21 protein-coding genes are annotated in these 25,181 nt (G+C 58.9%); 9 read left to right on the top strand and 12 right to left on the bottom strand.

Annotated elements, in window-relative coordinates; all coding sequences use genetic code 11:
- Window positions 1-114: 114 nt before the first annotated feature.
- The 7 genes from CKW17_RS00465 to CKW17_RS00495 form a co-directional block, all read right to left on the bottom strand.
- Window positions 115-540, bottom strand: a complete 426-nt coding sequence (locus CKW17_RS00465; RefSeq protein WP_034155132.1) for a GNAT family N-acetyltransferase — start codon at window positions 538-540, stop codon at window positions 115-117.
- Window positions 533-1,702 (bottom strand): cupin domain-containing protein, encoded by a 1,170-nt coding sequence (locus tag CKW17_RS00470; protein ID WP_095118223.1) that lies wholly within the window; start codon window positions 1,700-1,702, stop codon window positions 533-535. The genes CKW17_RS00465 and CKW17_RS00470 overlap by 8 nt, the downstream gene beginning before the upstream one ends.
- 86 nt (window positions 1,703-1,788) lie before the next feature.
- The gene (gene purB / locus CKW17_RS00475; RefSeq protein WP_003223822.1) at window positions 1,789-3,159 is read right to left on the bottom strand and encodes an adenylosuccinate lyase; all 1,371 of its coding nucleotides are present in this window, start codon (window positions 3,157-3,159) and stop codon (window positions 1,789-1,791) included.
- Window positions 3,160-3,286: 127 nt separating this feature from the next.
- Window positions 3,287-3,910 (bottom strand): high frequency lysogenization protein HflD, encoded by a 624-nt coding sequence (gene hflD / locus CKW17_RS00480; RefSeq protein ID WP_016987411.1) that lies wholly within the window; start codon window positions 3,908-3,910, stop codon window positions 3,287-3,289.
- Window positions 3,907-5,031 carry a tRNA 2-thiouridine(34) synthase MnmA gene (mnmA, locus tag CKW17_RS00485; RefSeq protein WP_095118224.1) on the bottom strand — a complete coding sequence of 375 codons (1,125 nt, stop codon included), beginning with the start codon at window positions 5,029-5,031 and terminating at the stop codon, window positions 3,907-3,909. Before mnmA ends, hflD begins: the two co-directional genes overlap by 4 nt.
- Window positions 5,032-5,090: 59 nt before the next feature.
- Window positions 5,091-5,537 (bottom strand): NUDIX hydrolase, encoded by a 447-nt coding sequence (locus tag CKW17_RS00490; RefSeq protein WP_038362629.1) that lies wholly within the window; start codon window positions 5,535-5,537, stop codon window positions 5,091-5,093.
- A 200-nt stretch (window positions 5,538-5,737) separates the two neighbouring features.
- On the bottom strand, window positions 5,738-7,963 hold the full coding sequence (locus CKW17_RS00495) for an NADP-dependent isocitrate dehydrogenase (protein WP_095118225.1): 2,226 nt from the start codon (window positions 7,961-7,963) through the stop codon (window positions 5,738-5,740).
- Window positions 7,964-8,444: 481 nt separating this feature from the next.
- On the opposite strand from CKW17_RS00495, the gene icd reads away from it, so the two are divergent.
- Window positions 8,445-9,701 (top strand): NADP-dependent isocitrate dehydrogenase, encoded by a 1,257-nt coding sequence (gene icd, locus CKW17_RS00505; RefSeq protein ID WP_095118226.1) that lies wholly within the window; start codon window positions 8,445-8,447, stop codon window positions 9,699-9,701.
- Between the two features lie 81 nt (window positions 9,702-9,782).
- Here icd and cspD read toward each other — a convergent pair whose 3' ends face one another.
- Window positions 9,783-10,067 (bottom strand): cold shock domain-containing protein CspD, encoded by a 285-nt coding sequence (gene cspD, locus CKW17_RS00510; protein ID WP_141234537.1) that lies wholly within the window; start codon window positions 10,065-10,067, stop codon window positions 9,783-9,785.
- A 224-nt stretch (window positions 10,068-10,291) separates the two neighbouring features.
- Here cspD and clpS point away from each other — a divergent pair, with 224 nt between their 5' ends.
- Together clpS and clpA are read left to right on the top strand one after the other, a co-directional pair.
- Window positions 10,292-10,675 carry an ATP-dependent Clp protease adapter ClpS gene (gene clpS / locus CKW17_RS00515; RefSeq protein WP_011334948.1) on the top strand — a complete coding sequence of 128 codons (384 nt, stop codon included), beginning with the start codon at window positions 10,292-10,294 and terminating at the stop codon, window positions 10,673-10,675.
- Window positions 10,676-10,705: 30 nt separating this feature from the next.
- Complete coding sequence (clpA, locus tag CKW17_RS00520; protein ID WP_016987404.1) at window positions 10,706-12,976, top strand: ATP-dependent Clp protease ATP-binding subunit ClpA; 2,271 nt, start codon at window positions 10,706-10,708, stop codon at window positions 12,974-12,976.
- A 1,103-nt stretch (window positions 12,977-14,079) separates the two neighbouring features.
- Here clpA and infA read toward each other — a convergent pair.
- The 3 genes from infA to aat form a co-directional block, all read right to left on the bottom strand.
- Complete coding sequence (gene infA, locus CKW17_RS00525; RefSeq protein ID WP_002553999.1) at window positions 14,080-14,298, bottom strand: translation initiation factor IF-1; 219 nt, start codon at window positions 14,296-14,298, stop codon at window positions 14,080-14,082.
- A gap of 112 nt (window positions 14,299-14,410) precedes the next feature.
- On the bottom strand, window positions 14,411-15,118 hold the full coding sequence (locus CKW17_RS00530; protein WP_095118227.1) for an arginyltransferase: 708 nt from the start codon (window positions 15,116-15,118) through the stop codon (window positions 14,411-14,413).
- A 57-nt stretch (window positions 15,119-15,175) separates the two neighbouring features.
- Window positions 15,176-15,856, bottom strand: a complete 681-nt coding sequence (aat, locus tag CKW17_RS00535) for a leucyl/phenylalanyl-tRNA--protein transferase (RefSeq protein ID WP_095118228.1) — start codon at window positions 15,854-15,856, stop codon at window positions 15,176-15,178.
- Window positions 15,857-16,391: 535 nt separating this feature from the next.
- On the opposite strand from aat, the gene CKW17_RS00545 reads away from it, so the two are divergent.
- The 6 genes from CKW17_RS00545 (at window position 16,392) to cysG (ending at window position 24,017) form a co-directional block, all read left to right on the top strand.
- On the top strand, window positions 16,392-18,800 hold the full coding sequence (locus CKW17_RS00545) for a DNA translocase FtsK (protein ID WP_095118230.1): 2,409 nt from the start codon (window positions 16,392-16,394) through the stop codon (window positions 18,798-18,800).
- Between the two features lie 67 nt (window positions 18,801-18,867).
- Window positions 18,868-19,488 (top strand): outer membrane lipoprotein chaperone LolA, encoded by a 621-nt coding sequence (gene lolA / locus CKW17_RS00550; protein WP_095118231.1) that lies wholly within the window; start codon window positions 18,868-18,870, stop codon window positions 19,486-19,488.
- 141 nt (window positions 19,489-19,629) lie between these two features.
- Window positions 19,630-20,952, top strand: coding sequence for a replication-associated recombination protein A (locus CKW17_RS00555; RefSeq protein WP_034155144.1), 1,323 nt, complete (start codon window positions 19,630-19,632; stop codon window positions 20,950-20,952).
- Complete coding sequence (gene crcB / locus CKW17_RS00560; RefSeq protein WP_095118232.1) at window positions 20,952-21,326, top strand: fluoride efflux transporter CrcB; 375 nt, start codon at window positions 20,952-20,954, stop codon at window positions 21,324-21,326. The genes CKW17_RS00555 and crcB overlap by 1 nt, the downstream gene beginning before the upstream one ends.
- Before the next feature lie 15 nt (window positions 21,327-21,341).
- Entirely contained in the window at window positions 21,342-22,622 is a 1,281-nt protein-coding gene (serS, locus tag CKW17_RS00565; protein WP_095118233.1) for a serine--tRNA ligase, read from the top strand.
- Window positions 22,623-24,017 carry a siroheme synthase CysG gene (cysG, locus tag CKW17_RS00570; RefSeq protein ID WP_095118234.1) on the top strand — a complete coding sequence of 465 codons (1,395 nt, stop codon included), beginning with the start codon at window positions 22,623-22,625 and terminating at the stop codon, window positions 24,015-24,017.
- A 94-nt stretch (window positions 24,018-24,111) separates the two neighbouring features.
- Here the strand turns inward: cysG and CKW17_RS00575 are convergent, their stop codons facing one another.
- Window positions 24,112-25,113 (bottom strand): glutathione S-transferase family protein, encoded by a 1,002-nt coding sequence (locus tag CKW17_RS00575; RefSeq protein WP_095118235.1) that lies wholly within the window; start codon window positions 25,111-25,113, stop codon window positions 24,112-24,114.
- Window positions 25,114-25,181: the final 68 nt, after the last annotated feature.

Raw genomic sequence — 25,181 nt, forward strand, 5'->3', positions numbered from 1 at the left:
CCCACGCTCTGCGTGGGAATGCAGCCAGTGACGCTCTGCGTCACATGCCGCTAGGGACGCGGAGCGTCCCGAGAGGCATTCCCACGCAGAGCGTGGGAACGATCAGGGCAGAGCTCAGGCCGAATGCCGAACCATGTCGACATGCGGAATCCCGGCTTCGAGGAATTCCTCGCTGACCAGGCTGAAGCCCAAACGCTCATAGAACGCCGTGGCTTGCACCTGGGCGCTGAGCATCTGCTGTTTCAACCCACGTTCTTCAGCTTCAGCAATGACCGCTTGCATCAGCGCATCACCGACTTTCATGCCGCGCCAGTCTTTCAGCACGGATACCCGGCCAATGTGCCCGTCGGGCAACAGGCGCGCAGTGCCGATCGGAAAGTCGCCTTCAAACGCCAGAAAATGTACGGCGGTCGCGTCATCCGCGTCCCATTCCAGCTCAGGTGGCACCGATTGCTCGGCGATGAACACCGTTTCACGAATGCGCCGGATCTCGGCGATGTCCTTCTGCCAGTCTGCGACACGAACGCGAATTTTATTCATCAGCAAACCCCAGGCTGCCTTGCTTGACCAGTTGGCACAGCAGGCTGCAAGCGTCTTCGTCGTTCAGCCACTCACCGAGGTTGTCGGTGTGCAGGGCGTCGGCGGCGCAGATCAGCTTCAGCAGTTCGCGCAGCTTGCCCGGCAGGTAACGGCTCTGGCCGCTGGCGAACAGCAGCAGGTCGTCATCGACTTCCGACCAGGCCAGGCGCGCACTCGGGTTGCGGATCAGAATGGCGCCATCCTGCAGGGCGGCGAGGAAGTCTTCTTCTTCGATTTCTTCCGGGCCGGCCACCAGTTCCGGGTAGCGCGGCTCGGTCATGTACTGGCCGAACCAGGTCAGCAGCAGGCGCTCGTCGCTCATGTGTTCGGCGAGCAGGGCTTTCAGGCGATCCAGTGCGTCGTGTTGAATCTGGTGTGGATCGCTGGCCGGCTGTGCGTCGGCATCGGTGTAGCGCTCTTCGTCAGTCAGGAACTGGCTGAGGAAGTCGGTGAAGTGAGTCAGTACTTCAGAGGCGCTCGGTGCGCGGAAGCCGACCGAGTAGGTCATGCAGTTATCGACCGCAACACCGCAGTGAGCCAGACGCGGCGGCAGGTAGAGCATGTCGCCCGGTTCCAGCACCCACTCTTCGGTCTCGTGGAATTCGGCGAGGATGCGCAGATCGGCGTGTTGCAGCAGCGGGCTCTCGGAATCGCACATCTGACCGATTTTCCAGTTGCGCTTGCCGTGGCCTTGCAGCAGGAACACGTCGTAGTTATCGAAGTGCGGACCAACACTGCCACCCGGGGCGGCGAAGCTGATCATCACGTCGTCGACGCGCCAGCTCGGCAGGAAGCGGAAGTTTTCCAGCAGTTCGCTGACTTCCGGTACGAATTGGTCGACCGCTTGAACCAGCAGGGTCCACTCTTTTTCCGGCAGTTTGCTGAACTCGTCTTCAGCGAACGGGCCGCGACGCAGTTCCCATGGACGCTCGCCGTGCTCGATCACCAGGCGCGATTCGACTTCTTCTTCCAGGGCCAGGCCGGCCAGTTCGTCGGCGTCGATCGGGCTTTCGAAGTCAGGAATCGCCTGACGGATCAGCAATGGCTTTTTCTGCCAGTAGTCACGCAGGAACTCGCGTGCCGTGATGCCGCCCAGAAGTTGAAGAGGAATATCGGGATTCATATGTAACCTATTGAAAAAAAGCACTTTTCAGACGGGAATAAAAACGCCCGGCGCGGCCGGGCGTCTCAAACGGGTCAAGCGGTCGATCAGATGCGTTTGGCTTGCGCTACAGCGTTGCCGATGTAGTTGGCCGGGGTCAGTTGCTTGAGCTCGGCTTTCGCTTCGGCAGGCATGTCCAGGCCATCGATGAAAGTCTGCAACGCTTCCGGGCTGATGCCCTTGCCGCGGGTCAGTTCTTTCAGCTTCTCGTACGGGTTTTCGATGTTGTAGCGGCGCATCACAGTCTGGATCGGCTCAGCCAACACTTCCCAGCAAGCGTCGAGGTCAGCGGCAATCTTCTGCTCGTTGAGCTCCAGTTTGCTGATGCCTTTGAGGCTGGCTTCGTACGCGATCACGCTGTGGGCGAAGCCGACACCGAGGTTGCGCAGGACGGTGGAGTCGGTCAGGTCGCGCTGCCAGCGGGAAATCGGCAGTTTGCTCGCCAGGTGCTGGAACAGTGCGTTGGCGATGCCCAGGTTGCCTTCGGAGTTTTCGAAGTCGATCGGGTTGACCTTGTGCGGCATGGTCGACGAACCGATTTCGCCAGCGATGGTGCGCTGCTTGAAATAACCCAGGGAGATGTAGCCCCAGATGTCACGGTCGAAGTCGATCAGGATGGTGTTGAAGCGTGCGATCGCGTCGAACAGCTCGGCGATGTAGTCGTGCGGTTCGATCTGCGTGGTGTACGGGTTGAAACCCAGACCCAGTTCGTCTTCGATGAAGGCGCGGGCGTTGGCTTCCCAGTCGATCTGCGGGTAGGCCGACAGGTGCGCGTTGTAGTTGCCGACAGCGCCGTTGATCTTGCCCAGCAGTGGAACGGCAGCGACTTGAGCGATCTGACGCTCGAGACGGTAAACCACGTTCGCCAGCTCTTTACCCAGGGTGGTCGGGGAGGCTGGTTGGCCGTGGGTGCGCGACAGCATCGGCACGTCAGCGAAACGGATGGCCAGTTCGCGGATGGCGTTGGCGGTCTGGCGCATCAGCGGCAGCATCACGTCGTCACGGCCTTCGCGCAGCATCAGGGCGTGGGAGAGGTTGTTGATGTCTTCGCTGGTGCAGGCAAAGTGGATGAACTCGCTGACCTTGGCCAGCTCCGGCAACTTGGCCGCCTGCTCTTTGAGCAGGTATTCGATCGCTTTGACGTCGTGGTTGGTAGTGCGCTCGATCTCTTTGACGCGCTCGGCGTGTTCCAGCGAGAAGTTTTCAGCCAGTTCATTGAGAACGGCGTTGGCCTCGGCGGAGAAGGCTGGCACTTCAGGGATACCCGCGTGGGCGGCCAGGCGCTGGAGCCAGCGCACTTCAACCAGAACACGGGCACGGATCAGGCCGTACTCGCTGAAAATCGGGCGCAGGGCCTGGGTTTTGCCGGCGTAGCGGCCGTCAACAGGGGAAACCGCAGTGAGCGAAGAAAGCTGCATGGGGTGTTCTCGGACAGTCGGGCAACGAAATGGGGCGCGTATCATACATGAAAAAATCCGCCGGTCCGTTGCCAACTGACCGGCGTATTACGCGTTACAGGCTACAAAGCTTTTATTGCAGGGCGAATTACTCGCTGCGCATCAACGGATACAGCTCTTTGAGCAGCTTGCGCCGGCTGATCACCAACTGCCAGCGATGCCCGCCAAGCTGTCGCCACAGGCGCGCCGAACGAATGCCGGCAAGCAGCAAGGCGCGGATCTTCGAAGCATTGCTCGGCTGCTGCAGGTTGCGCATGTCGCCATGCACCTGAATGCGTTGGCGCAGGGTGCTCAGGGTGTCCTGATACAGCGCGCCGCAAGCCGCGACCACGTTTTCGTGGGCCGGGCCGAAATGCTCGACCTGCGACTGAATCTGCGGCAAACGCTTGCCGATGATATCGAGCATGTCGTTGCGCTTGGCCAGTTGACGCTCCAGACCGAGCATCGACAGCGCGTAACGCAACGGCTCGCGCTGCAACGTGCTCGGGTCGCGTTCGAGGGCGCCGATCAGTGCCCGGTAGCCCTCGCGCAGATTGATGTCGTCGCCGCCGTACACGTCCAGCGTGTCTTTAGGGTCGCGCACCAGCAGGCTGCCGAGCATGCAACTCAGGCCGGCTTCGCTGGTCTGGCCGGTCTTGGCGATCCGGTCGACCAGCACGGCGGCGAGAAACACGCCGCCGAGCGCCGTCAGTTGTTCCTGAGTCGGGCTCATGCCTGGCCGCTCCACGGCTCGGCCACTTCGATCACGCCGCCACCGAGGCAGATTTCACCGTCATAGAACACCACGGACTGGCCCGGCGTGACCGCACGTTGCGGTTCGTCGAACACCGCGCGATAGCCGCTGGCGGTTTTTTCCAGGGTGCAGGCCTGGTCGCTCTGGCGATAACGCACTTTTGCGGTCAGGCGCAGCGGCTGGCTCAGGTCGATCGGGTTGACCCAATAGATTTCCGAAGCGAGCAGGGCGCTGGAAAACAGCCACGGATGGTTGTTGCCTTGGCCGACGATCAATTCGTTGGTGTCGAGATCCTTGCGCAGCACGTACCAAGGCTCGTCGCCGGCGTCTTTCAAACCGCCGATACCGAGGCCCTGGCGCTGACCGATGGTGTGGTACATCAAACCGTGGTGACGGCCGATGACGTCGCCTTCGGTGGTCTTGATCTCGCCCGGTTGCGCCGGCAGGTATTGCTTGAGGAAGTCGCTGAAACGCCGCTCGCCGATGAAGCAGATCCCGGTGGAATCTTTCTTTTTGGCGGTGGCCAGCTCGTATTTCTCGGCAATCGCCCGGACTTCCGGCTTTTCCAGTTCTCCGACCGGGAACAGGGTCTTGGCGATCTGTTCGCCGCCAACGGCGTGCAGGAAGTAGCTCTGATCCTTGTTCGGATCGAGGCCTTTGAGCAGTTCGGTGCGGCCATCGATATCGCGGCGGCGCACGTAGTGACCGGTGGCGATCAGGTCGGCGCCGAGCATCATGGCGTAATCAAGGAACGCCTTGAACTTGATCTCGCGGTTGCAGAGGATGTCCGGGTTCGGCGTGCGTCCGGCCTTGTACTCGGCCAAAAAGTGCTCGAACACGTTGTCCCAGTACTCGGCGGCGAAGTTGGCGGTGTGCAGCTTGATGCCAATCTTGTCGCAGACAGCCTGGGCATCCGCCAGGTCGTCCATGGCGGTGCAGTATTCCGTTCCGTCGTCTTCTTCCCAGTTCTTCATGAACAGGCCTTCCACTTCATAACCCTGCTCGATCAGCAGGAGAGCGGAAACGGAAGAGTCCACGCCGCCGGACATGCCGACAATGACGCGCTTCTTGGATGTGTCAGAAGGGGCTGGATCACGCATAGGGATTCAATGAGTGTCTTGAAAAAGGACGCGATTCTAGCAGGCTCGCGGCCTCAAGGCTAAAGAGAAGGGCGGATCAGTTCGAGGCTGAAGTGATGACCGGCCAGATAATCGTCGATGCAACGGATGATCAGCTCGCTGCGCCAGTTGTCGCGCTGGGCGATTAATTCGTCGCGGGTCAGCCACTTGGCGCCGACGATGCCGTCGTCGAGCTGGTAGTCCGCGTTGTGTTTTACCGCTTTGGCGCTGAAGCACACGCGCTGGTAAGTCACGCCGTTGCTCGGCGCGGTGTACAGGTAAATGCCGATCACGCCGGTGGGTTCAACATCCCAGCCGGTTTCTTCGAGTGTCTCGCGGATGGCAGCGTCGATCAGGGTTTCGTCCGGGTCGAGATGGCCGGCGGGCTGGTTCAGCACGTTACGTCCGGCCTTGTGTTCTTCGACCATCAGGAAACGACCGTTGTCCTCGACGATGGTGGCAACGGTGATGTGGGGGAGCCATTCCATAAAACCTTCCTCAATCTATTGGTTGAAACCCAATCCCATGTAGGAGTGAGCCTGCTCGCGATAGCGGTGTGTCAGCCGCCATTAATGTTGAATGGTATACCGCTATCGCGAGCAGGCTCACTCCTACAGGGGATTTGTGTTGTATTCAGAAACACAAACCCCGGCACAAGGCCGGGGTTTGTGATGTTCCCTTTACAACCTTAAACCAGCGCAGCAATCGCCGCGTTGAGGGTTGCGCTTGGGCGCATGGCCTTGCTGATCAGATCGGCATTGGCGTGGTAGTAACCGCCGATGTCGACTGGCTTGCCCTGAACGGCGTTGAGCTCGGCAACGATGGTTGCTTCGTTCTCGGTCAGGGTTTTGGCCAGGGTCGCGAACTGCGCTTGCAGTGCAGCGTCTTCAGTCTGGGCAGCCAGGGCCTGAGCCCAGTACATCGCCAGGTAGAAGTGGCTGCCGCGGTTGTCGATGTTGCCGACTTTGCGCGATGGCGACTTGTTGTTGTCGAGGAACTGGCCGGTAGCCTGATCCAGAGTTTTCGACAGTACCAGTGCTTTCGGGTTGTTGTAGTTCACACCCAGGTGCTCAAGGGAGGCTGCCAGTGCGAGGAACTCGCCCAGCGAATCCCAGCGCAGGAAGTTCTCTTCAACCAGTTGCTGCACGTGCTTCGGAGCCGAACCGCCGGCGCCGGTTTCGAACAGGCCACCGCCGTTCATCAGCGGCACGATCGACAGCATCTTGGCGCTGGTGCCCAGTTCCATGATCGGGAACAGGTCGGTCAGGTAGTCGCGCAGTACGTTGCCGGTCACCGAAATGGTGTCCTTGCCTTCGCGGGTGCGCTGCAGGGTGAACTTCATGGCGTCGACCGGCGCCATGATCTGGATGTCCAGACCGGTGGTGTCGTGATCCTTCAGGTAAGCCTGAACCTTCTCGATCACTACGCCATCGTGAGCGCGCATCGGGTCCAGCCAGAAGATCGCTGGAGTGCTGCTCGCGCGAGCGCGGTTGACGGCCAGTTTGACCCAGTCCTGGATCGGCGCGTCTTTGGTCTGGCACATGCGGAAGATGTCGCCGGCTTCAACAGCCTGTTCCATCAGCAGGTTGCCCTTGCTGTCGGTGACGCGAACCACGCCGTCAGCCTTGATCTGGAAGGTCTTGTCGTGCGAGCCGTACTCTTCGGCTTTCTTCGCCATCAGGCCAACGTTTGGCACGCTGCCCATGGTGGTCGGATCGAAAGCGCCATTGGCTTTGCAATCTTCGATCACGGCCTGGTAGATGGTCGCGTAGCAACGATCCGGAATCACTGCCTTGGTGTCGTGCAGCTGACCGTCGGTGCCCCACATTTTGCCGGAGTCACGGATCATTGCTGGCATCGAGGCGTCGACGATAACGTCGCTCGGCACGTGCAGGTTGGTGATGCCTTTGTCGGAGTTGACCATCGCCAGCGATGGGCGAGCAGCGTATACCGCGGCCATGTCAGCTTCGATCTGAGCTTGCTGCTCGGCCGGCAGGGCCTTGATGCGCGCGTACAGATCGCCGATGCCGTTGTTCAGGTTGAAGCCGATCTCGGCCAGCACGTCAGCGTGCTTGGTCAGGGCGTCTTTATAGAATTCGGCAACGATCTGGCCGAACATGATCGGGTCGGAGACCTTCATCATGGTCGCTTTCAGGTGAACCGAGAGCAGCACGCCTTGAGCCTTGGCGCTTTCGATTTCAGCAGCGATGAACGCGCGCAGGGCGTTTTTGCTCATCACGGCGCAGTCGAGGATCTCGCCGGCCTGAACGGTGGTTTTTTCTTTCAGAACGGTAGCGGTACCGTCCTTGGCGATCAGTTCGATTTTCACAGCGTCAGCGGCGTCGATCAGGGCGGCTTTTTCGCTGCCGTAGAAATCGCCGGTGCTCATGTGAGCGACGTGGGACTTGGAGTCTTTGGCCCAGGCGCCCATTTTGTGCGGGTGCTTGCGCGCATAGTTCTTCACCGACAGCGGTGCGCGACGGTCGGAGTTGCCTTCACGCAGAACCGGGTTCACGGCGCTGCCCTTGACCTTGTCGTAACGCGCCTTGGCGTCTTTGTCGGCGTCGCTGGTCACGGTTTCCGGGTAGTCCGGCAGGTTGTAACCCTGAGCTTGCAGCTCTTTGATCGCGGCTTGCAGCTGTGGCACCGAAGCGCTGATGTTCGGCAGCTTGATGATGTTGGCTTCAGGCGTAACGGCCAGGTCGCCCAGTTCGGCGAGATGGTCGGCTACGGCTTTGTCGCCCAGTTGCTCGGGGAAGCTGGCCAGAATGCGCGCTGCAAGAGAGATATCGCGGGTTTCCACGGCGATATCGGCCGAGGCGGTGTAAGCCTCGATGATCGGCAGCAGGGAATAGGTGGCGAGGGCTGGAGCTTCGTCGGTGAAGGTATAGATGATCTTCGAGCGGGTGGGCATATTCGGATTAACTCTCTCTTCTTTGCTAAAGCGTGCGCAGAAACTCGAGGGGCGCCGGGTAAGCGCGTTCGTTCAAAGTCATCCATGAACCGAATGTCGAGAATCTTCGCGGTGATGTTGGGTGCATCAGTAGAGCGTCAAGCAGTCGGACTGCGGTAACAACCCGACCAATCAGGCGGAAAGTCTCGTGCTAGAGAGGCCAGCCGTCGTGACCCTGTGGTCAGCGGGCGGCATTATACATAGGTAGCTGGCAATCTGCCGATGGTTCATATGCAACGATTCTCGTCCATTGGTCTAAAGGTCGCAGGGCAGGGTGGGGCGTAGAGTCGTCGCGAATGCTTGAGTTTGGCGCTTTTCCCTTTGCTTTCAGGCTTGTACGAAACGAGATGTAGCCGCGCCACGAACAGAGGGTTTGCGTGTTGATTTAACTGGGTTACGCTCGAACCAAGCCAGATGTTCAATCCAAACAATGGAGTTCAGCATGGGTTACAAGAAGATTCAGGTTCCAGCCGTCGGCGACAAAATCACCGTCAATGCAGACCATTCTCTCAATGTTCCTGATAACCCGATCATCCCCTTCATCGAAGGTGACGGCATTGGTGTCGACATCAGTCCGGTGATGATCAAGGTTGTCGATGCTGCAGTTCAAAAGGCATACGGCGGTAAACGCAAGATTTCCTGGATGGAAGTCTACGCCGGGGAAAAAGCCACTCAGGTTTACGATCAGGACACCTGGCTGCCTCAGGAAACCCTGGACGCAGTCAAGGATTACGTGGTTTCCATCAAAGGCCCGCTGACCACCCCGGTCGGTGGCGGCATCCGTTCGCTGAACGTGGCCCTGCGTCAGCAACTCGACCTGTACGTCTGCCTGCGCCCGGTGCGCTGGTTCGAAGGCGTGCCAAGCCCGGTGAAAAAGCCTGGCGACGTCGACATGACTATCTTTCGCGAGAACTCCGAAGACATCTATGCCGGCATTGAGTGGAAGGCCGGTTCGCCGGAAGCCACCAAGGTCATCAAATTCCTTAAAGAAGAAATGGGCGTCACCAAGATCCGTTTCGATGAAAACTGCGGCATTGGCGTCAAGCCGGTTTCGCTGGAAGGCACCAAGCGTCTGGCACGCAAGGCCCTGCAATATGTGGTCGACAATGACCGCGATTCGCTGACCATCGTGCACAAAGGCAACATCATGAAGTTCACCGAAGGTGCCTTCAAAGAGTGGGCCTACGAAGTGGCCGCCGAAGAATTCGGTGCGACCCTGCTCGACGGCGGCCCGTGGATGCAGTTCAAGAACCCGAAAACCGGCAAGAACGTTGTGGTCAAAGATGCCATCGCCGACGCCATGCTCCAGCAGATCCTGCTGCGCCCGGCCGAATACGATGTGATCGCGACCCTGAACCTGAACGGCGACTACCTTTCTGACGCCCTGGCGGCGGAAGTGGGTGGTATCGGTATCGCACCGGGCGCCAACCTGTCCGACACCGTGGCGATGTTCGAAGCGACTCACGGTACTGCGCCGAAGTACGCCGGCAAGGATCAGGTCAACCCGGGTTCGCTGATTCTCTCGGCCGAGATGATGCTGCGGCACATGGGCTGGACTGAAGCGGCGGATCTGATCATCAAGGGCACCAACGGCGCCATTGGTGCCAAGACCGTGACTTATGACTTCGAACGTCTGATGGAGGGGGCCAAGCTGGTTTCGTCTTCGGGCTTCGGCGATGCGTTGATTTCGCATATGTAAAACGCGGGCACATAAAAACCGCCTGACTCGATGAATTGAGTCAGGCGGTTTTTTATGGCCGGGTGTCTTGGGCGAGGTTGCTCAGCTCACGACTGCAGCGTGGTTGATGCCACTGGTTGCGGCGGCAGCGGCTCCTGCTGCACCCACAGCTTCATCCACTGTGTTTTTGTCCTGAATCGCGATTGCGTGCAGGCCTTTGGGGCCTTGAAGGAGTTCGAAGTACACCTCTTGGCCTGCCTTCAGGGTTTTATAGCCTTCCATCTGGATAGCCGAGTAGTGGGCAAACAGGTCTTCTGTCTGGCCGTTCTCGATAATGAATCCAAAACCCTTGGCATTGTTGAACCATTTCACCTTGCCGACAGCCATGCTCAAATCCCTCTGCAACAGACTCCATCGCTGGAGTATCATCCAATTCATCCGCAATCTTATTCGTTAAAAGAATTGACTCCGCGGATCTTTTTTACCCACTGTGGGTTCTATTGGTTGTAACACCGTTTTCCCGATAGTCAAGGTGACCGGGCAGTCGGAGTTGAAAACGTGGACAGCCGCCCCCACCACTGTATTTGCACAACTGACGAACCTTTCTTTCCATGCATGCAATCAGCCAGATTCGACTAACATTCAATCAGGATCGCCCGCTTCTCCAAAAGGATCTTCCACAGGAGCACGACGACGATTCGGCAGGCGTTGCTGTTCAGGAAGCAAAGCCTGCGTTACAGGCGCCGCCGATGTACAAGGTGGTTTTGTTCAACGATGACTACACACCGATGGATTTCGTCGTCGAAGTGCTCGAGGTGTTTTTTAACCTGAATCGCGAGCTGGCGACCAAGGTCATGCTGGCCGTCCACACAGAAGGACGGGCAGTATGTGGAGTGTTTACCCGCGACATCGCCGAGACAAAGGCCATGCAGGTCAACCAGTACGCCAGGGAAAGCCAGCATCCGCTACTCTGTGAAATCGAGAAGGACGGTTAATCGCCGACCACTTGGGTATGAGGTGAAGCTATGTTAAACCGCGAGCTCGAAGTCACCCTCAATCTAGCCTTCAAGGAGGCTCGTTCGAAACGTCATGAATTCATGACCGTCGAACACCTTTTGCTGGCCCTATTGGACAATGAGGCTGCCGCCACCGTTTTGCGTGCCTGTGGCGCAAACCTCGACAAACTCAAGCACGACCTGCAGGAGTTCATCGACTCCACCACGCCATTGATCCCCGTTCATGACGAAGATCGCGAAACCCAGCCAACCCTGGGCTTCCAGCGTGTACTGCAACGTGCTGTTTTCCACGTACAGAGCTCGGGCAAGCGCGAAGTAACCGGCGCTAACGTGCTGGTTGCCATCTTCAGTGAGCAAGAGAGTCAGGCAGTGTTCCTGCTGAAACAGCAGAGCGTTGCGCGCATCGATGTCGTCAATTACATCGCACACGGCATTTCGAAAGTGCCGGGGCATGGCGATCACTCTGAAGGTGAACAAGATATGCAGGACGATGAGGGCGGTGAGTCTTCTTCTTCAGGCAATCCTCTGGATGCTTATGCCAGCAACCTCAACGAACTCGCGCGCCAGGGTCGCATTGATCCGCTGGTCGGCCGCGAATCGGAAGTCGAGCGTGTCGCGCAGATTCTCGCGCGCCGGCGTAAAAACAATCCGCTGCTGGTCGGTGAAGCAGGCGTGGGTAAAACCGCAATTGCCGAAGGCCTGGCCAAGCGCATTGTCGACAACCAGGTGCCGGATCTGCTGGCCAACAGCGTTGTTTACTCGCTTGACCTTGGCGCTCTGCTCGCAGGCACCAAATATCGCGGTGATTTCGAGAAGCGCTTCAAGGCGCTGCTCAATGAACTGAAAAAACGTCCGCAGGCGATCCTGTTCATCGACGAGATCCACACCATCATCGGTGCCGGCGCTGCGTCCGGTGGCGTGATGGATGCCTCGAACCTGCTCAAGCCGCTGCTGTCGTCTGGCGACATTCGCTGCATCGGCTCGACCACGTTCCAGGAGTTTCGCGGCATCTTCGAAAAGGATCGTGCCTTGGCGCGTCGCTTCCAGAAGGTTGATGTCGTCGAGCCGTCGGTGGAAGACACCATCGGTATCCTGCGCGGCCTGAAAGGGCGTTTCGAGCAGCATCACAACATCGAATACAGCGATGAGTCGTTGCGCGCTGCTGCTGAACTGGCCTCGCGCTACATCAATGACCGGCATATGCCGGACAAGGCCATCGACGTGATCGACGAGGCGGGCGCCTACCAGCGTCTGCAACCGGTCGAAAAACGTGTGAAGCGCATTGAAGTGCCACAGGTCGAAGACATCGTCGCGAAAATCGCGCGGATTCCGCCGAAACACGTCACCAGTTCCGACAAGGAATTGCTGCGTAACCTGGAGCGTGACCTGAAGCTGACGGTGTTTGGTCAGGACGCAGCGATCGATTCGCTGTCGACTGCGATCAAGCTGTCGCGTGCCGGCTTGAAGTCGCCTGACAAGCCAGTTGGTTCGTTCCTGTTCGCAGGTCCGACCGGTGTTGGTAAAACCGAGGCTGCGCGGCAATTGGCCAAGGCGTTGGGGATCGAGCTGGTTCGCTTCGACATGTCCGAATACATGGAGCGTCACACCGTATCGCGTCTGATCGGTGCGCCTCCAGGCTATGTCGGTTTCGACCAGGGCGGTCTGTTGACCGAGGCGATCACCAAGCAGCCGCACTGCGTATTGCTGCTCGATGAAATCGAGAAGGCGCATCCGGAAGTCTTCAACCTGCTGTTGCAGGTGATGGACCACGGTACGCTGACCGACAACAACGGGCGCAAAGCGGACTTCCGCAATGTGATCGTGATCATGACCACTAACGCCGGTGCCGAAACGGCCGCGCGGGCTTCGATCGGTTTCACCCATCAGGACCACTCGTCTGATGCGATGGAAGTGATCAAGAAGAGCTTTACGCCGGAGTTCCGTAACCGTCTGGACACCATTATCCAGTTTGGTCGCCTCAGCCATGAGGTCATCAAAAGTGTGGTGGACAAGTTCCTTACCGAGCTTCAGGCGCAGCTGGAAGACAAGCGTGTGCTGCTTGAGGTCACTGATGCCGCGCGGAGTTGGCTGGCGGCGGGTGGTTATGACTCGGCGATGGGCGCACGTCCGATGGCGCGTCTGATCCAGGACAAGATCAAGCGTCCGTTGGCGGAGGAGATTCTGTTTGGCGAGCTGGCCGAGCATGGCGGTGTGGTTCACATCGACATCAAGGATGGTGAGTTGACGTTTGACTTTGAGACTACGGCAGAAATGGCCTGATGGCCTTGGATCAAGAGGGCGCCTTCGGGCGCCTTTTTGTTATTGGTCGTTTGGGGTTTTTGGGTGAATATCCGTTGCTGCGGTGATGGCTGATTAGGGTTTCGCCCTTACGGCGACTCACTTTTTTTCAAACGCCAAAAAAAGTAAGCAAAAAACGCTTGCTCCTACGTGCGGCCCGCTCGCTGGGGCTCGGGGTTCCTTCGCTGCGGGTTCGATCCGGGCGCAGCGCCTACGGTTTGCTTCGCTGCACCTCCTCTCGCTGTGTTTGGCTGCGCCAAACGGTCGCTGCGCTCCCACGCCCGGATCAATCCCTCCACTCAGCCTTCCGACGTCGCCTTACAGATCAAAAGCTGCAGCCGAGCTAACGCTCATCCTGTTGAGTGGTGAAGAGCAACAGCGTGTTCGGCTTTGGTTTTGTGGTGGATTCGCCCCTCACCCCAGCCCTCTCCCGAGGGAGAGGGAGCCGATTTGTGGGCTTTTCAAAGCCTGAGTTCAACGCGGTATCGCACGTCGGCGTACTTCTGCCAAACACCTCGATCAGTCCCCTCTCCCTCCGGGAGAGGGCTAGGGTGAGGGGCTTTTGATCTGATTCAGAATCTGAGTTCGGCTCGGTATTTCACGTCGGCGCACCTCTCCCAAACACCGCGATCAGTCCCCTCTCCCTCTGGGAGAGGGCTAGGGTGAGGGGCTCTTGATCTGGCTTTTGATTTGGCTTGTGATCTTGCTTTGGCTTTTGATCTTTTGCCCCATCGGCAGGCCGAGCGTAGGTGTTCATCCGGGGGTAGGCGCGCAGCGCCGTGCGGCGAAGCCGCATTCATCGAGAGGAGGTGCAGCGAAGCAAACCGTAGGCGATGCCCCCGGATGGACACCGTAGCGAGGGAACACTGAGCCTAGGCGAAGTGCCGTACGCCAGGGGCAAAGCCTTTTGGTTCCTTTTTGGCGTTTGAAAAAGGGACTCGCTGTAAGAGCGAAACCGCCAGCGGCCGCACCCGAAAAAACGGATATGCCCCCAAACCCCAAACCCAAACCCCCAAAACGCAGACAAACAAAACGCAGACAAACAAAAACGCCCGGCATAAACCGGGCGTTCTGTATTGACTTGATTAACGAGCGCGGTAAGTAATGCGCCCTTTGCTCAAGTCATAGGGCGTCAGCTCGACGCGCACTTTGTCACCGGTAAGAATACGAATGTAGTTCTTGCGCATCTTGCCGGAAATATGCGCGGTTACGACGTGCCCATTTTCCAACTCCACACGAAACATGGTGTTGGGCAGGGTGTCGACGACAGTGCCTTCCATTTCGAAGCTGTCTTCTTTCGACATGCAGTAAAGCCCTCGGTATCCAATGAATGGCCCGGTGCAACTGCGCCAGGCAAAAGCGGCGTGCATTGTGCCCGAAAAATGGTGTTTACGCCAAGGGGTTTACGGCTTGGGTTTAGTTGAGGATGACCCAGCGCTGATTAATCAGCAATTCGATGGGTCGGTATTGCGTCTTGTAGCTCATCTTTTTGCAGTTCTTGATCCAGTACCCGAGGTACACCGCCTCAAGCCCGAGGTGCTGTGCCTCGGCGATTTGCCAGAGGATGGCAAATCGGCCAAGGCTGCGACGCTCTTCGTCGGGTTCGTAGAAGGTGTATACGGCGGACAAACCGTTCGGCAGTAAATCGGTCACCGCCACGGCGAGCAACCGTCCGTCGAGTCGGAACTCGTAAAACCGCGAGAAGGGCAGATCGCGTACCAGAAAAGTCGAGAATTGATCACGGCTCGGCGGGTACATGTCACCGTCGGCGTGGCGTTGTTCGATATAGCGCTGGTACAGATCGAAATATTCTTCGCTGAACTGCGGCTTGGCCGGGCGCACCTGCAAATCCGTGTTGCGCTTGAAAATCCGCTTTTGCTGACGATTAGGCGTGAACTGCGCCACCGGAATGCGCGCAGGCACGCACGCATTGCAGTTCTGGCAATGCGGGCGGTACAGATGATCGCCGCTGCGACGAAAGCCCATTTCCGACAGGTCTGCGTAGACATGCACATCCATGGGCTGGCTCGGATCGAGAAACAGGGTTGTGGCCTGCTCCTCGGGCAGATAACTGCAAGAGTGAGGCTGAGTGGCATAAAACTTCAAACGCGCCAACTCGGTCATGATCAACCCTCGGGATAAGCTGGTGAGATAAGTGTAAGCCAAGCGCGCAAAAGTCGCTCAGCAAACCCAGGTGGCACGATTGGGTTGATCCAAGTGATGAGCCAGGTATTCGGCGAATTGCTGGCGAGGAATCGCCCGCGCGCCGAGGCTGTGCAGATGATCGGTGGGCATTTGACAGTCGATCAGCACGAATCCCGAGTCTTTCAGATGGCGCACCAGGGTGGCAAAGCCGAATTTGGAAGCATTGTCGGCGCGGCTGAACATTGATTCGCCGAAAAACAGTTGGCCCATTGCCAGGCCATACAGTCCGCCGACCAGCTCGCCCTGATCCCAGACTTCCACGGAATGGGCGAAGCCGCGGCGATGCAATTCAATGTAGGCATCCTGCATGGCTTCGGTGATCCAGGTGCCGTCGGCGTAATCCCGGGGTGCAGCACAGGCGCGGATCACGGCGTCGAAGTCCTGATCGAAGGTCACTTGATAGCGTTTCTGACGCAGCAGTTTGCCGAGGCTGCGCGAGACATGCAGTTCGTCGGGAAACAACACTGTGCGCGGATCCGGTGACCACCAGAGAATCGGTTGGCCCTCGGAAAACCACGGAAAACAGCCATGACGATAAGCCTCGATCAAACGATCGGCGGACAGATCGCCACCGGCGGCGAGCAATCCGTTGGGGTCGCGCATGGCCTTTTCCAGCGGTGGAAAGGTCAGGGAGTTACGTTGTAACCAAGTCAGCATGGCATCCGGGCTTGCAGAAGGGGTGGGCGGGGCGAGCTGTTGGGCTCGCGGTAAAGTGTGCCGCTAAACGTTGCGAATGTCGTCTCGATCCTGCGCGACGTTCGCCGCATTGCAACTTGGCGAGACGGACGCGGTCGTAACCGAGCGCTGGCCCGGTGCCTGGCCGGCATGGCGAGCGCTCAGCGACAGTTCAGAAGGTCTGGATGGCAATGCTTCGCTACGTTCATCAAATACACCTCATAAGCCTTTGTCACAAAAGACAATGCGTGCTCAAATTGAAGCGCAGGTTTTATGCGCTTGGCTATGCTCAATGCTGGGGTTTGAAGCATGGCATCCGACGCACAAACCCGTACAATACCGGGCTGTTACAGAATATTCGCCGGGCACTGTTTTGATACCTGTGTTTATAAAAGCAGCAGCGCAGTGTTAAAAGTAGTCTCAGTTGTGCCCGTCAACTTTTTACCTGCCTGGATTGGGCAGTTTTTTATCGTCATTCAATAGATGGACGCGCCTCGGGCGCAGGAAAAGAAGCGTTTTGAAGAAATCCACCGAAGCACCAAAAACCGTCGTTCCGCTCTGGCGCCAACAGTTGCACTACCGGCTCAAGGAAGGTGCATTGATCGCCATCGGTGCCTTGTGCCTGTTCCTGATGATGGCTTTGCTGACCTACGGCAAGGACGATCCGGGCTGGAGCCACAACAGCAAGATCGACGACGTGCAAAATTTTGGCGGCCCGGCGGGCTCCTACAGCGCCGACATCCTGTTCATGGTGCTGGGTTACTTCGCCTACATCTTCCCGTTGCTGCTGGCGGTCAAGGCCTACCAGATCTTCCGTCAGCGCCACGAGCCGTGGCAGTGGAGCGGCTGGCTGTTCTCCTGGCGTCTGATCGGTCTGGTGTTTCTGGTGCTGTCCGGCGCTGCGCTGGCGCATCTGCACTTTCACGCGGCCTCGGGTCTGCCGGCGGGTGCCGGTGGTGCGCTGGGCGAAAGCCTCGGCAATCTGGCAAAGAACGCGCTGAACATTCAGGGCAGCACGTTGCTGTTCATCGCGTTGTTCCTGTTTGGCCTTACAGTATTTACCGACCTGTCGTGGTTCAAGGTGATGGACATCACCGGCAAAATCACTCTCGACCTGTTCGAACTGTTCCAAGGTGCGCTCAATCGCTGGTGGTCGGCACGTACCGAACGCAAACAACTGGTCGCGCAACTGCGTGAAGTCGACGATCGCGTGCATGACGTGGTCGCGCCGACGGTCACCGACAAGCGTGAGCAAGCCAAAGTCAAAGAACGCCTGATCGAACGTGAGCAAGCCCTGAGCAAGCACATGTCCGAACGCGAGAAACAAGTGCCGCCGGTTATCGCCCCGGCCCCGGCCAAGGCGCCTGAGCCAAGCAAGCGCGTGCAGAAAGAGAAACAGGTGCCGTTGTTCGTCGACAGCGCCGTGGAAGGCACCTTGCCGCCGATCTCGATTCTCGATCCTGCGGAAAAGAAACAACTCAATTACTCACCGGAATCCCTGGCGGCAGTCGGCCATTTGCTGGAGATCAAGCTCAAGGAGTTCGGTGTCGAGGTTACGGTGGATTCGATCCATCCGGGCCCGGTGATTACCCGTTACGAAATCCAGCCGGCCGCCGGCGTAAAAGTCAGCCGTATCGCCAACCTCGCCAAAGACCTTGCACGTTCCCTGGCCGTGACCAGTGTGCGGGTGGTCGAGGTGATTCCGGGCAAGACCACCGTCGGTATCGAGATCCCCAACGAAGACCGGCAGATCGTGCGCTTCTCCGAAGTGCTGTCGACGCCTGAATATGACAACTTCAAATCGCCGGTCACCCTGGCACTCGGTCATGACATCGGCGGCAAACCGGTCATCACTGACCTGGCGAAGATGCCGCACCTGCTGGTGGCCGGTACCACCGGTTCCGGTAAGTCGGTGGGTGTGAACGCGATGATTCTGTCGATCCTGTTCAAGTCCGGCCCGGAAGACGCCAAGCTGATCATGATCGACCCGAAAATGCTGGAACTGTCGATCTACGAAGGCATTCCGCACCTGCTGTGCCCGGTCGTCACCGACATGAAGGACGCTGCCAACGCTCTGCGCTGGAGCGTTGCCGAGATGGAGCGCCGCTACAAGCTGATGGCAAAGATGGGCGTGCGAAACCTGTCCGGCTTCAACGCCAAGGTCAAGGAAGCCCAGGACGCCGGCGAGCCGTTGAGCGATCCGCTGTACAAGCGCGAAAGCATTCACGACGAAGCACCGCTGTTGCAGAAGCTGCCAACCATCGTTGTGGTGGTCGACGAGTTCGCCGACATGATGATGATCGTCGGCAAGAAGGTGGAAGAACTGATTGCCCGTATCGCCCAGAAGGCGCGTGCCGCCGGTATTCACTTGATCCTTGCAACCCAGCGGCCGTCGGTGGACGTGATCACCGGTCTGATCAAGGCCAACATTCCGACCCGTATGGCGTTCCAGGTGTCGAGCAAGATCGACTCGCGAACCATCATCGACCAGGGCGGCGCCGAACAATTGCTCGGCCACGGTGACATGCTCTACATGCCGCCAGGCACCAGCCTGCCGATCCGTGTTCACGGCGCGTTCGTCTCCGACGATGAAGTACACCGTGTGGTCGAAGCGTGGAAACTGCGCGGCGCACCGGAATACAACGACGACATCCTCAACGGTGTCGAAGAAGCCGGCAGCGGTTTTGAAGGCAGCAGCGGTGGCGGCGACGGCGATGATCCGGAAGCCGACGCGCTGTACGACGAAGCTGTACAGTTTGTGCTGGAAAGCCGTCGCGCCTCGATTTCCGCGGTACAGCGCAAGCTGAAGATCGGCTACAACCGCGCCGCCCGGATGATCGAAGCCATGGAAATGGCCGGGGTCGTCACCTCGATGAACACCAACGGTTCCCGTGAAGTCCTGGCTCCAGGCCCGGTACGCGACTGATTGCAAACGCAAGAGGCGGGACAATGATGTGCCGCCGCTCTCCCAACGAGTATTCAAGAGGACTCCCATGCGTCTTATCCGCATGCTGCTGCCAGTACTGGCGCTGACCACTCTCACGGCCCACGCCGATGACAAGGACGTGGCGCGTCTGACCCAATTGCTGGAAACATCCAAGACCCTGAGCGCGAACTTCTCGCAGCTGACCCTCGACGGCAGCGGCACGCAGTTGCAGGAAACCACCGGCAACATGACCCTGCAGCGTCCGGGCCTGTTCTACTGGCACACCAATGCGCCGGCCGAGCAGACCATGGTGTCTGATGGCAAGAAAGTCACCCTGTGGGACCCGGATCTGGAACAGGCGACCATCAAAAAGCTCGACGAGCGTCTGACCCAGACCCCGGCGCTGCTGCTGTCCGGTGATGTGTCGAAGATCAGCCAGAGCTTTGATATCAGCGCGAAAGAGGCGGGCGGTGTGATCGACTTCACCCTCAAGCCGAAAACCAAGGACACCCTGTTCGACAACCTGCGTCTGTCGTTCCGCAACGGTCTGCTTAACGATATGCAACTGATCGACAGCGTCGGCCAGCGCACCAATATCCTGTTTACCGGGGTCAAGGCCAACGAGCCGGTGCCAGCCTCCAAGTTCAAGTTCGACATCCCCAAGGGTGCCGACGTGATCCAGGAATAAACCCAAAGCCCTTTGTAGGAGTGAGCCTGCTCGCGATTCGATTTGTCAGTCACATCTTCATCGTCTGACCCACCGCTATCGCGAGCAGGCTCACTCCTACAGGGTCAATGATCGGCAAAATAGAGGTTTCAACGCTACGTGATGGATCTGTTTCGCAGTGCACCGATTGCCCAGCCACTGGCCGCGCGTTTGCGGGCGACCAATCTGGATGAGTACGTCGGTCAGGAGCACGTGCTCGCTCGCGGCAAGCCTCTGCGTGAGGCGCTGGAGCAGGGTGCCCTGCATTCGATGATCTTCTGGGGTCCGCCGGGCGTGGGTAAAACCACCCTGGCGCGGTTGCTCGCGGAAGTCTCCGATGCGCACTTCGAAACGGTCTCGGCAGTACTCGCCGGGGTCAAGGAGATCCGTCAGGCCGTTGAAATCGCCAAGCAGCAGGCCGGCCAGTACGGCAAGCGCACGATTTTGTTCGTCGATGAAGTGCACCGCTTCAACAAATCCCAGCAGGATGCGTTTCTGCCTTACGTTGAAGACGGCACGCTGATCTTCATCGGCGCCACCACTGAAAACCCTTCGTTCGAACTCAACAACGCCTTGTTGTCGCGTGCCCGCGTCTACGTGCTGAAAAGCCTCGACGAAGCGGCGCTGCGCAAACTGGTGCACCGCGCGCTCACCGAAGAACGCGGTCTGGGCAAGCGCAATCTGACGCTGAACGACGAAGGCTTCCAGATGTTGCTGTCCGCCGCCGATGGCGATGGCCGGCGTCTGCTCAATCTGCTGGAAAACGCCTCTGACCTGGCCGAGGACAACAGCGAAATCGGCACCGAGCTCCTGCAAAGCCTGCTCGGGGACACCCGTCGGCGTTTTGACAAGGGTGGCGAGGCGTTCTACGACCAGATCTCGGCGCTGCACAAATCGGTACGCGGCTCCAACCCCGACGGCGCGCTGTACTGGTTTGCGCGGATGATCGACGGTGGTTGCGATCCGCTGTACCTGGCCCGGCGCGTGGTGCGCATGGCCAGCGAAGACATCGGCAACGCCGATCCGCGCGCCCTTAGCCTGTGTCTTGCAGCGTGGGAAGTGCAGGAACGTCTCGGCAGCCCGGAAGGCGAGTTGGCCGTGGCTCAAGCCATCACCTATCTGGCCTGTGCGCCGAAAAGCAACGCGGTGTACATGGGCTTCAAAACCGCTCTGCGTGCCGCCGCTGAAAACGGCTCGCTGGAAGTGCCGCTGCACCTGCGCAATGCGCCAACCAAACTGATGAAACAATTGGGCTACGGTGACGAATACCGCTACGCCCACGACGAACCGGACGCCTACGCCGCCGGCGAAGACTACTTCCCGGAAGAGCTTGATCCCATCCCGTTCTACCAACCGGTGCCGCGCGGCCTGGAGTTGAAGATCGGCGAGAAGCTCAACCACCTCGCTCAACTCGACCGTTTAAGCCCTCGGCAGCGGAGAAAATAGTGCTTCCATTGATCGTTGCGGTCTCCGTCGGCGGTGTCGCCGGCACCTTGTTGCGCTTCGCCACCGGCAATTGGGTCAACGCCAATTGGCCGCGGCACTTCTATACCGCGACGCTGGCCGTTAATATCGTGGGCTGTCTGTTGATTGGCGTGTTGTACGGCCTGTTTTTGATACGCCCGGAGGTGCCGATCGAGGTGCGCGCCGGGTTGATGGTTGGCTTCCTCGGGGGGCTGACGACTTTTTCATCCTTTTCACTGGATACGGTGCGCTTGCTGGAAAGCGGGCAAGTGCTGCTGGCCCTGGGCTATGCGGCACTCAGCGTATTCGGCGGGCTGCTCGCGACGTGGGCTGGCCTGTCTTTGACCAAACTTTGATAACGAGAAACCGACATGCTCGATTCCAAACTGTTACGTAGCAACCTTCAGGACGTAGCGGACCGCCTGGCTTCCCGTGGCTTTGCCCTGGATACCGCGCGCATCGAAGCGCTGGAAGAACAGCGCAAGACCGTCCAGACCCGCACCGAAGCACTGCAGGCTGAGCGTAACGCGCGTTCCAAATCCATCGGTCAGGCCAAGCAGCGCGGCGAAGACATCGCGCCGTTGATGGCGGACGTCGAGCGCATGGCGGGCGAACTGAGCGCCGGTAAAGTCGAACTGGACGCGATTCAGACCGAACTGGATTCGATTCTGCTCGGCATCCCGAACCTGCCACACGAGTCCGTGCCGGTTGGCAAAGACGAAGACGACAACGTCGAAGTGCGCCGTTGGGGCACGCCGACTGCATTCGAATTCGAAGTGAAAGACCACGTGGCGCTGGGCGAGAAGTTCGGCTGGCTGGACTTTGAAACCGCCGCCAAACTGTCCGGCGCGCGTTTCGCCCTGTTGCGTGGACCGATCGCCCGTCTGCACCGCGCACTGGCGCAGTTCATGATCAACCTGCACGTCAACGAGCACGGCTACGAGGAGGCTTACACGCCTTATCTGGTCCAGGCCCCGGCACTGCAAGGCACCGGTCAACTGCCGAAGTTCGAAGAAGACCTGTTCAAGATCGCTCGCGAAGGCGAAGCCGATCTGTACCTGATCCCGACCGCCGAAGTGTCGCTGACCAACATCGTTGCCGGCGAGATCGTCGATTCGAAACTGCTGCCGATCAAGTTCGTTGCCCACACCCCGTGCTTCCGCAGCGAAGCCGGTGCGTCGGGTCGCGACACCCGCGGCATGATCCGTCAGCACCAGTTCGACAAGGTTGAAATGGTTCAGATCGTTGAGCCGTCGACCTCGATGGAAGCGCTGGAAGGCCTGACCGCCAACGCTGAAAAAGTCCTGCAACTGCTCGGTCTGCCTTACCGTACGCTGGCGCTGTGCACCGGCGACATGGGCTTCAGCGCGGTCAAGACTTACGATCTGGAAGTGTGGATTCCGAGCCAGGACAAGTACCGCGAAATCTCCTCGTGCTCGAACTGCGGCGACTTCCAGGCCCGTCGTATGCAAGCGCGTTTCCGCAACCCGGAAACCGGCAAGCCGGAACTGGTGCACACCTTGAACGGCTCCGGTCTGGCCGTAGGCCGTACGCTGGTTGCCGTGCTGGAAAACTACCAGCAGGCCGACGGTTCGATCCGTGTGCCGGACGTACTGAAGCCGTACATGGGTGGCCTTGAGGTCATCGGCTAAATGAAATATCTGCCGCTGTTTCACAACCTGCGCGGCAGTCGTGTGTTGGTCGTCGGTGGGGGGGAAATTGCCTTGCGCAAATCCCGCCTGCTGGCCGATGCCGGTGCGCTGCTGCGGGTGGTCGCACCTGAAATCGAAACGCAACTGCGTGAACTGGTCGTCGCCTCTGGTGGTGAATGCCTGTTGCGCGGTTACGTTGAGGCGGATCTGGACGGTTGCGGGCTGATCATTGCCGCTACCGACGATGAGATGCTCAACGCACAGGTTTCTACCGATGCTCACAAGCGCTGCGTGCCGGTCAACGTGGTCGATGCGCCTGCCTTGTGCAGCGTGATCTTCCCGGCGATCGTCGATCGTTCGCCGCTGATCATCGCGGTGTCCAGCGGCGGCGATGCGCCGGTGCTGGCGCGGTTGATTCGCGCCAAGATCGAAACCTGGATTCCGTCGACTTATGGTCAGTTGGCCGGACTCGCCGCGCGTTTCCGCAATCAGGTGAAAAGCCTGTTTCCGGATGTGCAGCAGCGTCGTGGTTTCTGGGAAGACGTGTTTCAGGGGCCGATTGCCGATCGCCAACTGGCCGGACAGGGCGCCGAGGCCGAGCGTCTGCTGCAAGCCAAGATCGATGGCGAAGCCATGGTCACCACCGGCGAGGTGTATCTGGTTGGCGCGGGCCCGGGCGATCCGGATCTGCTGACCTTCAAGGCTTTGCGTCTGATGCAGCAAGCCGACGTGGTGCTGTACGACCGCTTGGTCGCGCCAGCGATTCTTGAGCTGTGCCGTCGCGATGCCGAGCGGGTCTACGTTGGCAAGCGTCGGTCTGATCACGCCGTGCCGCAGGATCAGATCAACCAGCAACTGGTCGATCTGGCCAAGGCCGGCAAGCGCGTGGTGCGGTTGAAGGGCGGCGATCCGTTTATCTTCGGCCGTGGTGGTGAAGAGATCGAAGAACTGGCCGCTCATGGCATCCCATTTCAGGTCGTGCCGGGTATTACGGCGGCCAGTGGTTGCGCGGCATATGCCGGGATTCCGTTGACCCATCGTGATTACGCGCAGTCGGTGCGTTTTGTCACCGGGCATTTGAAGGACGGTTCCACTGATCTGCCGTGGGTCGATCTTGTCGCGCCGGCGCAGACGCTGGTGTTTTACATGGGCCTGGTCGGGTTGCCGGTTATCTGCGAACAATTGATCAAGCATGGTCGTTCAGCCGATACCCCGGCGGCGTTGATTCAGCAGGGCACCACGGTCAATCAGCGCGTCTTTACCGGCACGCTGGCTGATCTGCCGCGACTGGTGGCGGAGCATGAAGTGCATGCGCCGACACTGGTGATCGTTGGTGAAGTGGTGCAACTGCGCGAGAAACTGGCGTGGTTCGAAGGGGCTCAGGCGCAGGTCTGAGTCAGATCAAAAGATCGCAGCCTTCGGCAGCTCCTACATGAGAATGCGTTCCCTGTAGGAGCTGCCGAAGGCTGCGATCTTTTGCTTTTTGCTATTAACCCTTCAACCAAACCCCTTTCCCAGCCAGCCGCGCCCGATCATGGGCCACGGTGAAATCCTGCTCCGGCCCCTTCGGCACAACCCCCGTCGGGTTAATCGTCTTGTGACTGCCGTAGTAGTGATTCTTGATGTGCTGGAAATCCACCGTCTCGGCAATCCCCGGCAACTGATACACCTCACGCAGCCAGTTCGACAGATTCGGGTAATCGGCAATCCGCCGCAGGTTGCACTTGAAGTGCCCGTGATACACCGCGTCGAAACGAATCATCGTAGTAAACAAGCGGATGTCGGCTTCGGTCAGGTACTCACCCGACAAGTAGCGATTGGCACCCAGTACCTGCTCCAGATGATCCAGCTCGGCAAACACCTCATCGAACGCTTCTTCATAAGCCTGTTGCGACGTCGCAAAGCCTGCGCGGTACACACCGTTGTTCACGGCCGGATAGATTCGCTCGTTCAACGCGTCGATCTCGCCGCTTAATGGCGCTGGGTAGAAATCCAGATCATTGCCGGTCAGATCATCAAACGCGCTGTTGAACATGCGGATGATTTCCGCTGATTCATTGCTGACGATGCGTTTGAGCTTCTTGTCCCACAGCACCGGCACAGTAACGCGGCCGGTGTAATCAGCCGTGTCGGCGGTGTAGCGTTGGTGCATGAAGTCGAAATCATCAAGCTTGTCGCCGGTTGAGCCGAGCGCGGTGTCGAAGGTCCAGCCGTTTTCCAGCATCAACCAACTGACCACCGAGGCGTCGATCAGACTTTCCAGGCCTTTGAGCTTGCGCAGGATCAGCGTGCGATGCGCCCATGGGCAGGCGAGGGAAACGTAGAGGTGATAGCGCCCGGCTTCAGCGGCAAAACCACCTTCGCCGCTGGGACCGGGTTCGCCGTTAGCGGTGACCCAGTTGCGGCGCTTGGCCTGTTCGCGCTGGAACGCGCCGTCCTTGCTGCTTTCGTACCACTTGTCCTGCCAGTGGCCATCGACGAGTAAACCCATGATCAAGACTCCGTAAACCAATAATCGTTGGAGTCGAGTCTATTCCGATGAGTTCGAACAAAAAGCGC

The sequence above is a fragment of the Pseudomonas sp. Irchel s3f10 genome, assembly GCF_900187515.1.
GTDB classification, from domain to species: Bacteria; Pseudomonadota; Gammaproteobacteria; order Pseudomonadales; family Pseudomonadaceae; genus Aquipseudomonas; species Aquipseudomonas tensinigenes.

Bases quoted from the DNA above. Each gene is read 5' to 3' on its own strand.
- cysG (WP_095118234.1), top strand. From the start codon at position 22,623: ATGAAATATCTGCCGCTGTTTCACAACCTGCGCGGCAGTCGTGTGTTG.
- CKW17_RS00555 (WP_034155144.1), top strand. From the start codon at position 19,630: ATGGATCTGTTTCGCAGTGCACCGATTGCCCAGCCACTGGCCGCGCGT.
- CKW17_RS00490 (WP_038362629.1), bottom strand. From the start codon at position 5,537: ATGGAATGGCTCCCCCACATCACCGTTGCCACCATCGTCGAGGACAAC.
- infA (WP_002553999.1), bottom strand. From the start codon at position 14,298: ATGTCGAAAGAAGACAGCTTCGAAATGGAAGGCACTGTCGTCGACACC.
- CKW17_RS00530 (WP_095118227.1), bottom strand. From the start codon at position 15,118: ATGACCGAGTTGGCGCGTTTGAAGTTTTATGCCACTCAGCCTCACTCT.
- serS (WP_095118233.1), top strand. From the start codon at position 21,342: ATGCTCGATTCCAAACTGTTACGTAGCAACCTTCAGGACGTAGCGGAC.
- icd (WP_095118226.1), top strand. From the start codon at position 8,445: ATGGGTTACAAGAAGATTCAGGTTCCAGCCGTCGGCGACAAAATCACC.
- hflD (WP_016987411.1), bottom strand. From the start codon at position 3,910: ATGAGCCCGACTCAGGAACAACTGACGGCGCTCGGCGGCGTGTTTCTC.
- mnmA (WP_095118224.1), bottom strand. From the start codon at position 5,031: ATGCGTGATCCAGCCCCTTCTGACACATCCAAGAAGCGCGTCATTGTC.
- clpA (WP_016987404.1), top strand. From the start codon at position 10,706: ATGTTAAACCGCGAGCTCGAAGTCACCCTCAATCTAGCCTTCAAGGAG.
- purB (WP_003223822.1), bottom strand. From the start codon at position 3,159: ATGCAGCTTTCTTCGCTCACTGCGGTTTCCCCTGTTGACGGCCGCTAC.
- CKW17_RS00465 (WP_034155132.1), bottom strand. From the start codon at position 540: ATGAATAAAATTCGCGTTCGTGTCGCAGACTGGCAGAAGGACATCGCC.
- CKW17_RS00495 (WP_095118225.1), bottom strand. From the start codon at position 7,963: ATGCCCACCCGCTCGAAGATCATCTATACCTTCACCGACGAAGCTCCA.
- aat (WP_095118228.1), bottom strand. From the start codon at position 15,856: ATGCTGACTTGGTTACAACGTAACTCCCTGACCTTTCCACCGCTGGAA.
- lolA (WP_095118231.1), top strand. From the start codon at position 18,868: ATGCGTCTTATCCGCATGCTGCTGCCAGTACTGGCGCTGACCACTCTC.
- CKW17_RS00575 (WP_095118235.1), bottom strand. From the start codon at position 25,113: ATGGGTTTACTCGTCGATGGCCACTGGCAGGACAAGTGGTACGAAAGC.
- CKW17_RS00470 (WP_095118223.1), bottom strand. From the start codon at position 1,702: ATGAATCCCGATATTCCTCTTCAACTTCTGGGCGGCATCACGGCACGC.
- cspD (WP_141234537.1), bottom strand. From the start codon at position 10,067: ATGGCTGTCGGCAAGGTGAAATGGTTCAACAATGCCAAGGGTTTTGGA.
- clpS (WP_011334948.1), top strand. From the start codon at position 10,292: ATGCATGCAATCAGCCAGATTCGACTAACATTCAATCAGGATCGCCCG.